The sequence below is a fragment of the Dyadobacter endophyticus genome (genome assembly GCF_014641595.1).
Classification (GTDB): Bacteria; Bacteroidota; Bacteroidia; order Cytophagales; family Spirosomataceae; genus Dyadobacter; species Dyadobacter endophyticus.
Map to the genome: position 1 here is coordinate 859,595 of NZ_BMIA01000003.1, position 13,594 is coordinate 873,188.

At 48.5% G+C, this 13,594-nt stretch carries 11 protein-coding genes and 1 tRNA gene; 5 read left to right on the plus strand and 7 right to left on the minus strand.

The features are described 5' to 3' along the window. Nucleotides 1-798 carry an MOSC domain-containing protein gene (locus tag IEY24_RS23360; RefSeq protein ID WP_229222920.1) on the plus strand — a complete coding sequence of 266 codons (798 nt, stop codon included), beginning with the start codon at nt 1-3 and terminating at the stop codon, nt 796-798. A gap of 49 nt (nt 799-847) precedes the next feature. Here IEY24_RS23360 and lpxA read toward each other — a convergent pair whose 3' ends face one another. From lpxA to IEY24_RS23380, 4 genes are all read right to left on the minus strand, one after another. Then, nucleotides 848-1,660: an acyl-ACP--UDP-N-acetylglucosamine O-acyltransferase gene (gene lpxA, locus IEY24_RS23365; RefSeq protein WP_188936631.1), complete on the minus strand. Its 813-nt coding sequence runs from the start codon at nt 1,658-1,660 to the stop codon at nt 848-850. After that, nucleotides 1,657-3,048 (minus strand): bifunctional UDP-3-O-[3-hydroxymyristoyl] N-acetylglucosamine deacetylase/3-hydroxyacyl-ACP dehydratase, encoded by a 1,392-nt coding sequence (locus IEY24_RS23370; RefSeq protein WP_090148197.1) that lies wholly within the window; start codon nt 3,046-3,048, stop codon nt 1,657-1,659. The genes lpxA and IEY24_RS23370 overlap by 4 nt, the downstream gene beginning before the upstream one ends. Nucleotides 3,049-3,096: 48 nt before the next feature. Continuing rightward, nucleotides 3,097-4,137, minus strand: coding sequence for a UDP-3-O-(3-hydroxymyristoyl)glucosamine N-acyltransferase (lpxD, locus tag IEY24_RS23375; protein ID WP_188936633.1), 1,041 nt, complete (start codon nt 4,135-4,137; stop codon nt 3,097-3,099). Between the two features lie 82 nt (nt 4,138-4,219). Continuing rightward, nucleotides 4,220-5,455: an HD domain-containing protein gene (locus tag IEY24_RS23380; RefSeq protein ID WP_229223015.1), complete on the minus strand. Its 1,236-nt coding sequence runs from the start codon at nt 5,453-5,455 to the stop codon at nt 4,220-4,222. A gap of 116 nt (nt 5,456-5,571) precedes the next feature. On the opposite strand from IEY24_RS23380, the gene IEY24_RS23385 reads away from it, so the two are divergent. The 4 genes from IEY24_RS23385 to IEY24_RS23400 all read left to right on the plus strand — a co-directional run bounded on the left by IEY24_RS23385 (nt 5,572) and on the right by IEY24_RS23400 (nt 9,059). Then, nucleotides 5,572-5,645 (plus strand) — tRNA-Ile (locus IEY24_RS23385). 744 nt (nt 5,646-6,389) lie between these two features. Beyond that, complete coding sequence (locus IEY24_RS23390; RefSeq protein WP_188936635.1) at nt 6,390-6,581, plus strand: cold-shock protein; 192 nt, start codon at nt 6,390-6,392, stop codon at nt 6,579-6,581. 69 nt (nt 6,582-6,650) lie between these two features. Continuing rightward, nucleotides 6,651-7,577: a lysophospholipid acyltransferase family protein gene (locus IEY24_RS23395; protein WP_188936637.1), complete on the plus strand. Its 927-nt coding sequence runs from the start codon at nt 6,651-6,653 to the stop codon at nt 7,575-7,577. 9 nt (nt 7,578-7,586) lie between these two features. Continuing rightward, on the plus strand, nt 7,587-9,059 hold the full coding sequence (locus IEY24_RS23400) for a glycoside hydrolase family 130 protein (protein WP_188936639.1): 1,473 nt from the start codon (nt 7,587-7,589) through the stop codon (nt 9,057-9,059). Here IEY24_RS23400 and IEY24_RS23405 read toward each other — a convergent pair. From IEY24_RS23405 to IEY24_RS23415, 3 genes are all read right to left on the minus strand, one after another. Next, entirely contained in the window at nt 9,056-10,066 is a 1,011-nt protein-coding gene (locus IEY24_RS23405) for a glycosyltransferase family 4 protein (RefSeq protein WP_188936641.1), read from the minus strand. The genes IEY24_RS23400 and IEY24_RS23405 overlap by 4 nt on opposite strands. Beyond that, nucleotides 10,063-12,306, minus strand: coding sequence for a glycosyltransferase family 4 protein (locus IEY24_RS23410; RefSeq protein WP_188936643.1), 2,244 nt, complete (start codon nt 12,304-12,306; stop codon nt 10,063-10,065). Before IEY24_RS23410 ends, IEY24_RS23405 begins: the two co-directional genes overlap by 4 nt. 354 nt (nt 12,307-12,660) lie before the next feature. Further along, on the minus strand, nt 12,661-13,548 hold the full coding sequence (locus IEY24_RS23415) for an N-acyl homoserine lactonase family protein (RefSeq protein WP_229222923.1): 888 nt from the start codon (nt 13,546-13,548) through the stop codon (nt 12,661-12,663). Between the last annotated feature and the right edge of the window lie 46 nt (nt 13,549-13,594).

Consider the following 13,594-nt stretch of genomic DNA (forward strand, 5'->3'; position numbering starts at 1 on the left):
ATGATATTATCAGAAATCTGGGTCTACCCTGTCAAATCGCTTGGCGGGATCAGGCTCAGCAAAGCATTAACCGAAGAAAGAGGACTTCAATACGATCGCCGGTGGATGATCATCGATGAAGAAAACGTTTTTATCACCCAGCGGGCCTACCCAAAAATGGCGCTGATCGACGTCGCTTTACTTGAAGAGGGATTGAAAATATTCCTTCGCGCCGATCCGCATGACTTTGTGCTGGTACCCTACAAACCGGTCACCGCGTTGCCCGTCACCGTCAAAGTCTGGGATGATACCACCGAGGCAGTCACCGTTTCCGACGATGCCGACGCCTGGCTCAGCCGGCAGCTTGGCCTTGACCTTCGGCTGGTAGTGATGCCCGATTCGACCGAAAGAAAGGCTGATCCGCGTTACGCGCAGCATGACGAGAACGTAAGCTTTGCCGATGGCTTCCCCTATCTGGTCATTTCGCAGGCCTCGCTGGACGATCTGAATGGTCGCCTGGCGCAGCCGATCGAAATGCGGCGTTTCCGGCCTAATTTCGTCATCAGCGGCACCGAGCCGTTTGCCGAAGATCAATGGAAGCAGATCACGATCGGCAACCTGCGTTTTGAAGTAGTAAAACCATGCGCGCGTTGCGTGCTCACAACTATTGATCCGAAAACCTCGGAAAAAGGCGCAGAGCCGCTGAAAACCCTGGCAACCTATCGGCGGAACGGCAACAAGATTTTGTTTGGACAGAATGTAACTGTACAGGATTTTGGAGAACTGAAGGTGGGCGACCGGGTCACGGTCCTGGAATAGCAAAAAAGGTCCGCTAGCGGACCTTTTTTGCTATTTAACTAATGCTTTATCAAGACTGAGCTTCCGTCTCACTGGTGCCGGTTGTCTGGAAAGGACTTTTCATAATACCTCTTTCCGAGTTGCGGATAAAGTTAATGATCTCGTCGCGCTCGTTTGAAGGCGGCATTTCCAGTTCGATTTTTTGAAGTGCTTCGGCATTGTTGTAGCCCTTCATATAGATGTAACGGTAGATATTCTGGATATCGACAATTTTTTCGTTGCTATACCCTCTTCTCCGCAAACCAACCGAGTTGATACCTACGTAAGATATAGGCTCACGGGCAGCTTTTGTAAAAGGCGGAACGTCCTTCCGAACGAGCGACGCACCTGAAACGAATGCATGGATGCCGATCTTGACAAACTGGTGTACCGCGCTCAATGCACTTACAATAGCCCAGTCGCCCACATGAACGTGGCCTGCCATTTGCACATTGTTACCGATAATGCAGTTGCTTCCTACCCGGCAATCGTGCGCCACGTGCGCGTAAGCCATGATCAGGCAGTCGGAGCCTACTACGGTCTTCCAATGCTCTTCGGTACCACGGCTGATCGTTGCGTACTCCCGGATGGTCGTATTGTCGCCTACGACAGTCAGGGTGTATTCATTATTGTATTTCAAATCCTGAGGCGTGGCCGAAACGACGGCCCCCGGATAGATTTTACAGTTTTTACCAATCCGTGCTCCCGAATTGATTACAGCGTGTGATCCTATCCAAGATCCCTCCCCGATTTCAACATCGGCATGGATCATTGCAAAGGGTTCGATCTCTACATTCTGAGCAATCTTAGCGTCAGGATGGATATATGCTAATGATTGAGTCATTTTTTCTTTACCAGGCTTGCTATCATATCGGCTTCACACACCAGCTGTCCGGCTACGTATCCCCGGCCACTCATTTTGACAATCCCCCGTTTCATCGGAGACGTGAATTCACATTTAAAAATAACCGTATCACCGGGAAATACATTGCGTCGGAAGCGGCATGCGTCGATTCCGATCAGGTAAGGCCAGTAATTGTCCGGGTCGGGCACGCTGGAAAGCACGAGAATCCCACCGGTCTGCGCCATCGCTTCCAATTGCAGGACGCCAGGCATTACCGGGTTACCCGGAAAGTGTCCCAGAAAAAACTGCTCGTTGATCGTCACGTTTTTCACGCCCACCACGCTGTTTTCATCCAGCGCAATGATCTTATCGATCATTTGGAACGGATAACGGTGAGCCAGCAGCTGGCCTATCTGATTGATATCAAAGACCGGAGCCTTGTTTGGATCGTATTGCGGAATATCTCCTTTGCCGGATTTGATCAGCTTTTTGATCTTTTTAGCTAATGCCACATTCGCCGCGTGTCCCGGCCGCGCAGCAAGGATTTGTGCTTTAATAGGCCTTCCCACCAATGCAAGGTCTCCAATAAGATCGAGCAACTTATGGCGCGCCATTTCATTGGAATAATGCAGGTCTACATTATTAAGTATTCCCTTAGACTTGTCGACGCTTACTTTCGGCTTGTTCAAAAGCTGCGACAGATGATCTAATTCACCATCCTGCACCTCGCGATCCACGATCACGATCGCGTTCGTAAGGTCACCGCCTTTAATGAGATTTTGCTTGTAAAGTGCTTCCAGCTCGTGCAGGAACACGAATGTCCGGCAGGATGCGATGTCGTCTTTAAAAAGCGTGATATCGTTTAAAGAAGCGTGCTGACTGCTAATGACCGTTGAATTGTAATCAACCATCACCGTGAGGCGGTAGTCCGAAAGCGGTAGCGCCACCAGCTCGGTATCCTTGTCCTTATTCTTATAATGTACGTATTCCGGAACCTCGAAGTAGTTGCGGTAGGCATTCTGCTCTTCAATACCTGCATCAAGCAATGCATCGACGAACTTGATGGAGCTGCCGTCCATGATCGGTGGCTCAGGGCCGTCGAGTTGGATCAGCACGTTGTCGATCTGCAAACCTACAAGGGCGGCAAGTGTGTGTTCAACCGTATGAATCCTCGCGCCGTTCTGCTCGATGGTAGTACCGCGGGAAAGATCCACTACATTATCGACATCTGCATCAACAATCGGCTGGTCGGGTAAATCAACACGTTGAAACTTGTATCCGTGGTTCGCTGGTGCCGGCACGAATGTCATCGTCGCCACAACACCGGTATGTAAACCCACTCCAGTTACGGATACAGACTTAGAAATGGTTTGTTGTTTTTCGTTCATTATATCTATTTCCTTTTCTAAATAAGGTGCGATCGGGATTGACGGAGATTACTGAAAATCAGAGGTTTCTTGCTTACGTTCCAGATCCTTCAGCCGTTCTTCCATTTCAGGCAACCTTCGCACCAATGCCATGGACCGTAAATGTTCGTTCAGGTCCCTGGCCGGGGAGCCGGAAAGCGACAGGCCTTCCTTTTTAATGGATTTGCCCAAACCGCTTTGTGCCCCAATCTTGGTATTGTTTGCTACCGTAATATGGCCCACTATCCCAACCTGACCAGCAATAACGCATTGCTCGCCGATGGTAGTGGAACCAGACACTCCTGACTGGGCCGCAATTACGGTATTTTTTCCTATCTCTACATTATGTGCGATCTGAACCAGGTTATCTATTTTCGCTCCCTGACGGATAATGGTCGAACCCATCGTCGCACAGTCGATTGTCGCGTTGGAACCGATGCTGACGTTATCCTCGATGATCACATTTCCGAGCTGCGGTATCGTTTTATAGCTGCCATCGGCCTGCGGTGCGAAACCGAAACCGTCGCCGCCGATCACTGTGTTGGCAAAAATGGTGACGTTTTTTCCAATCACCGTGTTGTCGTAAATTTTTACTCCCGGGTGGATCACCGAGTAATCTCCCACTTCCACCCCATCGCCCAGCCAGGCTTGCGGATAGATCTTCACCTCTTTTCCGATCACACAATTTTTCCCGATATACGAAAACGCACCGCGGTAACAGTTCTCGCCCGTCTGGCTGTTATCACCGATGAAACTGGGTTGCTCCACCCCCGACTTACTACCGGCCAGGCGTTTCTGGTATTCTTCGAGCAGGATTGTGAAGGCGGTATAGGCATTCTCGACGTAGATCAACGTCGCGGAAATATCTTTTTTGGGAGTAAAATCTTTATTGACAATTACTGCCGAAGACTGTGTGGAGTAGATATAATGCTCATATTTGCTGTTGGCCAGAAAAGATATACAACCCGGCAGGCCCTCTTCAATTTTTGCAGCCGAATTAATTGTAATCTGATCATTCCCAACAACACTTCCATTCAGCATTTGAGCAATCTCGCTGACAGTAAATTTCATATTTTATCGGCTAATTTCGGGTAATAGTATTCGAGAACGTCGTAAAAAATTATTAAATGGGCTTTTCTTTTTAGGGTCGTAATTAACCACGCAAAGATACATTTTTACCCCAACATACATAGTACTTGCGTACAATCTTAGTGAGGGCTTCGATGGTCGGAATGTCGGACGCATCGGCAATATCCACCAAATTCCCTTTTTTCATTTTCACACGGATCGGGTCCTGCTCCTTTTCGTAGGCCCAATTGGTGGTTTCTCCCGTGACCAGAAAGTACTGCATGTCGCGTTCCGAGACGCCCGCAGCTACCAGTCGCTCCCGGAGCGGCGCCAGCAATTCTTCACCCGGCGGTTCGTTAAAAAAGCTGATTTTAAATAGATTTCGGTTCAAAAGCATCTCGCAAAGGGTCGACAAAACGGGGTCCCGATGCGTCTTCCAACCTTTCACAGATGCCCATACGTCGTTATCGTCCAATCCGTTGAATGCGGCCAGCAAATCGGGCTCGCTATCGAAATCCGCGAGTGTGAACCGATTGTACAGAAAACGGGCGAAATCGGGCGTGGCGAAGAGCTGCTCTCCCGCTGCGGCAAGCTCGCGGGCGCGGTGCATGATCTGCGTGAGCATCGCCTGTGCGCTCAGGAGCGTTTTATGCAGGTACACCTGCCAGTACATAAGCCGGCGTGCATGCAGGAAGTTTTCGATACTCAAAAGCCCTTTCTCCTCCACCACCAACTGATCGTGGCTGATATCCAGCATTTTAATCAACCGGTCGGCGCCGATCGAGCCTTCGATCACCCCTGTGTAGAAACTGTCACGGTTGAGGTAGTCCATCCGGTCCATATCCAGCTGGCTGGAAATCATCTGGTGGTAAAACTTGCGTGGATAGGTCCCTTCGAACATTTGAATGGCAATATCAAGCCGTCCGTTCAACTGGCGGTTGAGATCCTTCATCATCGTCAATGTAATGGACTCATGCGGAACGCCGGGTATTACTACGCTTTCGAGCACGTGGGAAAACGGCCCATGCCCCAGGTCATGCAAGAGAATCGCCGCCTGCGCGCCTTCCTGCTCCGGCTCCCAGATCATATGCCCCTTTTCCTGTAAAGTCCGTAACGCCTGACTCATCAGGTGCATCGCACCGAGCGCGTGGTGAAAACGTGTGTGAAGAGCGCCGGGATAGACGATATCGGCCAGGCCAAGCTGCCTGATACGCCTTAGCCGCTGAAAGTAAGGATGATCGACCAGATCGTAGAGTAGATCCGAGGCGATTGAAATAAATCCGTAGACCGGATCATTGATGATTTTCCTTTTATTCAAAATCAATTTTTTGGCAAAAGTAATAAACAACCAACGGACAAAAGAAGCTAATCTTGTTGTATTCATTTGGAGAATTGAACCGTTTCGCTAATTTTGCACTCCAAACAAGCGCTGAAAAAGGGCCTATAGCTCATTCGGTTAGAGCAACTGACTCATAATCAGTAGGTGCCTGGTTCGATTCCAGGTGGGCCCACTTGAAAATCAAGCACTTACGAGATAAAACTCGATAAGTGCTTTTTTATTTGCAAACAATTTGAGGATTTTTCACTGTGAGTCCAGTGACTCAATCAGACTAATGACACATCGCCCTTGCGCTCCCACCATCTTAACCGACGAGACCACCTTATCAGGTCATCCGAGAACAAAGTAATTGAAAAACAAGCATTTAATTTAGATCCAATTAGTTATAACCGTTTATGTTTCCTATCTTCCAAGATGGAAAACAAACATATGATAGGGGGGTTGGTCTCGTTGCTAACAGACCCCCGGAAGCGGTTGACGATCAAAAAGTATTTGAAGCGTATTTACTATTGTGAAGAAATTGGCGACAGTAACAAAAAGATGCAGGCCTTTTTCGAAAGGGAGTTGATCCCTATTCCAGTGAACTGATTGATGCAATAAGATGATGTCCGGCGAGCCCTAGTGTAATATGCTAGGGCTCGCTTTTTTTCTGAAAGTCTATCCAAACCCGTATGCGCAAACTAGTCCGAGCCGCTCCATGTGCTAAGGCAACAACTTTTCCATGTTCACGGACACTCAAAAAGTCAGGTTTTAACGGCCATCGAGCAGGCCTTGCATCCCCGGCGTGAGGTGTATTAAAGCGTTTTTTGAAAGCGGATTATTCTCCAAGAAATGAAATATTATTCTAAATATTTCTTAATTGATTTTTATTTACAAAATTTTATTCTAAATTTGGTAAATATTTTAAAATAATGTTATGAATAAAGGAACAGTTAAGTTTTTTAATGATACCAAAGGGTTTGGGTTCATTGCTCCGGAAAATGGCGGAGATGATATTTTTGTACACACTAGTGGTCTCAATCACGATATCCGTGAGAATGACAGTGTATCTTACGAAGTAGAAGAAGGGAGAAAAGGCCTGAACGCAGTTAATGTAACTATTATCTAAGCGACCGGACATACAAAGTATAACAGAATCCTCCCGGTGTGGAGGATTTTTTGTTTTAGACCATATATTATGAAAACCAGCATCGAGCAACACCGGAGATCGTTACGGCAGATTGTGGCATCGCTATTAACAGAGCTGCCTGCTACGCTTTTTGGTAAAGTTCTGCTTTGCTCGACTGCGTTCCTTTCTATCCTGCTTTCCTTTTTGCTTCGGTTTGTACTGCAATACCGGAAATCGGTTATTCGAAAAAATTTAACAACCTCTTTCCCGACCAAACCTTCCCGCGAGATTCGTAAGCTTATGAGCGCTTATTACCGTCACATGAGCGATCTGCTACTTGAACCTTTTTTGTTTTACCTGGCCCCCGAGCGACTCAGAAAGCGTCTGGCCAACTACATAAATCCGGAAGTTCTGGAGTTGCTCTATACAGACCGTCGGCCAGTAATAGTATTCGCATCACATTACGGAAACTGGGAGTACCTGATAAATCTTCCGCAAGTGACGGACTACCCGGTATATTCAGCGTATTCGCCGATCAAAAATAGTTTGCTCGACAGCTTGATGATCAGACTGCGGTCATTTTTGGGAGTCAAACTTATCCCCAAAAAGGGATTCTACCGACAGGCGTTGTCACTACTGCGGCAAACTGCTATACCCAACTTGCTGGTTGTCATTGCGGATCAGCGGCCTGCGCCGGGAAACGACAAATTCCATATTTCTTTTCTGGACCAGGATACTGCCGTTCAAACGGGAGGGGAAAGGATGGCGGCATCATCGCATGCAGCAGTCGTCTATGTTGAATCCCAAAAAAGATCCCGTTTCAGCTACGAGTTTACATTTCGGCTGATGGAACATCCCGACCGATCCACACCCCTAAGCATTACAAAGGCCTACTACCATTTTCTCGAAAAGAGCATCAGCCGCGCGCCATCTTACTGGCTGTGGTCACACAACCGTTGGAAGATTCCGGCAGCCAATGCAATTCACGCATCTTAAATACTTACTATGGCCGCACATCTTATTCGGAAGGACACTGTTTTTCAACCTGATTCCAGCCGTGTAATTGCACGATTTCTATACAACGGAGACGATCGGAGCAGGCAGTTAATCTCGCTTATTCTCACCCTCGATACAAGCACCCAGGTACGGCAATTGAACAACGTCCTGAGAAAATACGCTAAACGGCACCGGAATATCCTGAAAGTGTTTGAGCGGCATTTCCGAAAGCTGGACTCCTTGCTAGAGACCATGAAAATCAACCCGCAGGACCTGGAAACAAAGCAGCGTCTGCTAATCGGTGCCTATTTCACGATGGAATACTCTATCGAAGCCGCCGCGTTCTTCAATCCGTCCATTGTGGCCGACCCGGACCAGTCCGGTACCGAGCCCGGTGAAACCCGGATTATCCTCAGCTTCCGTGCTACGGGGGAAGGCCATATATCTTCGATCGTATTCCGGTCTGCACTCATTGACCAAAATAATGATATCACCATCGATACACCGGGGCGATTGCTCGACTCTCCCGAGCATGTCCGGAACCACATATATAAGAAAAAGTCGTTTTTGTCGAAACTTGGCGAAATGCAGGACTTGGATAATCTTGCGTACCCGGCTATTGAAGGAAAACTAACGGAGACCTTCACTTACGAAGAGCTTAAAAGGTATGTGGAAGAAACCAGCAGTTTGCCGGGAATGGATATTCCGGGCGCGCTATTTCTCCGGGAGGTAATGTGGCTGGCCTCGTCGCATTACGAAATGGATTTCTCCCTGGACACCGACATTTCTGAACGCGTGATCTTTCCTATCGCCGATACGGAAAAGCGGGGTATCGAAGATGCTAGGTTTGTCTGTTTTACAGATGACAAGCAACAACAGACCTACTATGCTACTTACACCGCATACGACGGCGCCAATATACTGCCCAAGCTGTTGACTACCCGCGACTTTTACCATTTCAAAGTACTGCCGCTTCACGGAGAAATTGCGCAGAACAAGGGCATGGCACTGTTTCCCCGCAAAATCAACGGCAAATACGCCATGCTTTGCCGTATCGATGGCGTCAACAATTACATTGCTTACTCAGAAAATATTAGTGTTTGGCGAAAGGCAACTTTGATCCAGGCACCAAAGTTCCCCTGGGAATTTGTTCAAATTGGAAATTGTGGCTCGCCCATAGAAACGCGGGCCGGATGGCTGGTAATGACCCACGGAGTGGGACCGATGCGCGAGTACGTGCTTGGTGCCTCGCTGTTTGAACTGGAAAACCCTGAAAATGAAATCGGACGCTTGACTGATCCTTTACTAATCCCCAACGCAAGCGAGCGCGACGGCTATGTACCGAATGTGGTATATTCCTGCGGTGCCTTTGTGCACAACCAGAGTCTGATTATTCCCTACGCCACCTCCGACTATGCTTCTACCTACGCCGCAGTCAATTTGGAAGAATTGTTGGAAGACCTTCTCCGGGACAAAAGTTAACGGCCCAATATTTGTTCATACACCGTCAGGTAATTGTCAACCATCTTTTCTTTCGAAAACATGGCTTTCGCCCATTGGCGGCATTCCTGTCTGTCGAGTTGCCATATCTTTTCAACAGCCTCAACCGCCTCACCGATTGTCTGAACCAGGAAACCGGTTTTTCCGTCGACGACCAGCTCGCACATCGAGCCACGGTTGAAGGCGATTACAGGCGTGCCGCAGAACATCGATTCAGCGACACTTAAACCAAAGGGTTCGTCGAACTGAATCGGATGAAGCAGGGCGAGAGCCTTTCCCAGCAACGTTTTGCGCTCGGATGGCCCTACATTTCCAATATAATAAACGGATCTTTCGTCGATACAGGGTTTGATTTTTTGCTCAAAATAGGCGTCGTCCTGGATCAGCCCCGCGATCAACAGGATCTTTCCCGACTCCCTGGCTATCTGAATCGCTTCCATTGTTCCCTTCTCGGGATGGATACGCCCGAAAAACAGCAGATAATCCTGCGAACTTGTCTCGAAAGGAAAATCCTTGCCATCAACACCGTTATATACTGTTGCGATGTAATCCAGCTCGATGCTGCGGTCGGCATTGCTGATTGATGCGTACGAGCATGAGTCATTATACTTCCGGTACACATCCATAATTTTGGGAGAGGAAAAACCATGGATCGTCGTCAGCATCGGCGTGTGGATCAGTTTTGAGTAGGTCAATGGGAGAAAATCGAAATGATTGTGGATCAGATCAAACCGCCCGGCATTTTCCATTAAGTGACTGATATGCAAGCACTCTGCCACCTTCGGGTCGATATTCCTGTCTTCGGCGTAAGGTACCTCGCAAGTTCCCTCCAGAGTTGCCGCAGTTACCGAATCGGTTGTGGCAAAAAGCGTTACATCTATCCCCTTCTCGACGAGCCCTTCCGTCAGATACGAAGCCACCTGCTCCCAGGGGCCGTACTGCCGGGGCGGCGTACGCCAGGCGATCGATGACAATATAGCGACCTTCATACCAGTTCCGCATCCATTTTGGTGATCTCTTCAAACGCTTCAAGCACGCTCAAATGTGAGATCAGATAGGCCAATGTGCTTTCAGCCCCCTGGTTTCGGTTCACCCCTGAGCTTTCCAACCCGTCGCAACAACCTTTTGTTTCAAAATCGTAGAGGCTTACCCGGAGGTCGTTTTCTCCCAAAAACCACATGAAACAGGTGTATAGCTTCTGAATGTAAGACTGATCTTTGGTAAGCCGGAAAGCCTGATGGAACATCAATACCATGGCAAGCGCATCCAGCGGCTGCTGGGCAAACATCGATTGCTCGCGGTCTCTGCTGTACCAATCCTGGTTGCCCACAACCGATAAATAGCCGTTACGAAGCGTCACATCCGAAAGGAAATCCATACTCTCTCTGGCTACTTCTAAAACGCGGGGATCGTGTAAAAACTCTGCCGCATGCAAGAGTGCCAAAGGCAAAAATGCATTGTCGTAGGCCAGCAGGGATTCAAACCATTGCCAGTCATCGCTGCGGTGGATGTCGTAATCCGCAAGGAGCCTGTTGGTCAGGGTCTCCAGTATCTTGATCATCCCTTCGTCAGTCGGGTTGCTTTTGAGGTAATGGCACACCCCGACAATGGTGTTGGCAATACTTCGGATAGATTTTAGACTGGTAAAATTGGGAACGGCGGCGAAGAAAATCTCGCGGCCTGTCTGGTAATAGGCGTCATTAGGCGCATTACCGAGCAGATAACCCAAAGACCAGATCGTACGACCGAAAGAGTCCTCCGACCCAACTTCATCCAGGAAGTTTCGGTTGAAACTTAGGAAGTTCCGGAACATGCCGTCCTGGGTCTGCATGTAATTGATGTAGCTCAAATAGGTGGGCGACAGTTTTAGGGCGAGCGGATGCTTATTTCTTTTGTAGGTCATCAAAACCATCAGCAAAGCCCTCGCATTGTCATCCAGGCAATACCCTTCTTTCAGGTTTGGGATCCCGTATTTGGCGTGCTGAATAATGCCCGTGTCGTCGGTGAGCCGCTGCACATGATCGAGCAGGAATGGCGGAAGCGTAAGCGGGTCAAGAATCATCGGATTGCCCGATTCAATATCCAGCCCGATTTCCACTATTGACTCCGCCAATTCCAGGTATTTCTCCCCAATTTTCGGCCAGGTTATTTCGCGACCATAATCAAATGCATTTTTTCTGAGCTGCCACATTTGCTCGGGATGATCGAGCAATTCAAGGAGTATTTCGGTAAGTGCCGGCGAATCGTGGAAATTGAACAGGCGCCCCCTGCCATCGGCGAGCAGTTCTGCCGCATGCCAGTAGGGCGTAGAGATCACCGCATTACCGGCGCCGATCGCATAGGAAAGTGTCCCACTGGTGATCTGGGCCTCGCTGGTATAAGGGGTGATGTAGATATCGGAGGCCGAAAGGTATTTGAAAAGCTCGGCCTGACCGATGAACTCGTTCAGAAACACGACGTGCTTTTCAATTCCCAGTTGTTTGACCAGGCCTGCAAGGAAGACGCGGTATTCTTCCCCGGCATGTCTGACTACGTTGGGATGTGTTTTACCAAGCACAATGTAGACAAGTTGCGGGTACTTCTTAACTACCTCGGGCAAGGCCCTCAGGACTGTCTCAATCCCTTTGTTCCGCCCGATAAAGCCGAAGGTTAGCAGAACCTGTTTGGAGGAAAGCTTGAACTCTTTCTTCGCCAGAAGCTGGTCAAACTGTATATCTGGCACACCATGAGCGATCCGGGCGATCTTGTCGGCTGGCACCTGATACACCTCCGAAAGCATATCGACCGCCGTCTGGCTCATGACGACAACTGACTGCGCTATTTTGCATATCTCTGTCATAACAGCCTTCTGATTGTATGAAGGTGTTTTTAAAACGGTATGCAACGTCACTATCAACGGAATTTTTAATCGGTACAAAAGAGGCAGGATATAAATGCCGTTCTGCCCCCCGAATATGCCGAATTCGTGTTCGAGAATACATACATCCGCCCCGCTCAGGTCAATGACATTGGCCGCTTCGAGGTAATCGGTCTGCTCTTCCTGCCGGATAGTAAGCTTCACCTCTTTGGGATAATCGTAATGCAGGCCATTGTCGTCTATGGCGACCACAAAACCCTCAGAACCACTGACCAGGGCATCCGCTCCGACGGTAGAATGAAATAAGTTTTGGGTAAATGTGCCAATTCCGCACTCCCGGGGTGGGTAGGTTCCTATAAACGCAATTTTCATTTTTGCCGTTTGTTGATTTCTCCTAAGATAACCTAATTAAACCGCATTATCCGCGACTATTTCAGCAGCAGCTAAATACTTCCGCGAATCGCCATGAATTAATGAAAAGTGTTGAATATCAAGCAAAAGAACCTACCTTACAACAAAACTAAAAACCATGTCAACAGAAAAAAACCAGCAGAAAACCGACAAGAAAAAGCCCGCCAAAAACCTGAAAGAAAAGCGCGCGGACAAAAAGGAGAAACGGGATACTAAGTCGAAGGACGAATAGATGACGTGCGTTTCCGTCAAGCAATCAACTCAAAAATGATATGGCCAGCCAGCACTAAGTCTGGCTAGCTCTTTGACCGATTGCTATTTTATGGCTGCGACGCCCTTTACCGCACTCGGAAACCGCTCAAACACACGCGAGTCGTGCCCCGGCAAAATGTATTGGGGATCGCCGACGAGCGTTTTCATTCGCCTGATAGCATCCACGTAGCCTTTCGGGTCATGCGTACCGCCGGGAGAAGGCGGGGCGAGGTGATCCAGGCTGTAATAAATCCAGATGTTGTCGGATGCTATGATGACATTCTCCTTTCCATTGTTGACCAGCACATATTGAGAGTCATAAGTGTGCTTTGAACCCGTAAAAACCTTGATACCGGGCAATATCTCTTTGTTGTCTCCATCGATAAGATTGAGCTTGCCTACCAGATTCAACTCCACCACCGAGCGAACATCCTCCTTTGCAAGGCCTCCTTTGTTTCCATCCTTTTGCCATGCAGTACCCACGAAACCCTGGAAATCGAGCCGCTGCATCCATACCTGGGCATTGGGAAACAGGCCTAACCCTCCTATGTGGTCCCAATGCGGATGAGAAATGATAATGTCGGTAATGTCCCCGGCTTTTAAACCCACTTTCAGCAATGCCGAATCTGGCCGGATATAACCTGCAATTTTGAAAAACGCTTCTTCCTTCACTTTCTCAGGAAGAAACCCCGCATCTACCAGCACATTTTTGCCATTGCTTCCTTTCAGTACCCAAAACATGAAGCTGATCGGCACCGGTACGTCCTTGGGTGCCCCGTCGGCCCACTCTCCTTCATAAAACGGCTGGTCGGTTCCGGCAAATTTTATTGCAAAAACCTCGTATGCATTGTTCTGCTGGGCGTTTGCTGAAAACGCGATACAGAAAAGAAACCATAGCATAGCGATGCGGGCGGGCCTGATGCCTAGCGATTGTCTGTAAATTCGAAGCATAGGTTTGAGATAAAAATGTTTAGGTAAAAAACAGCGGATACTTGAT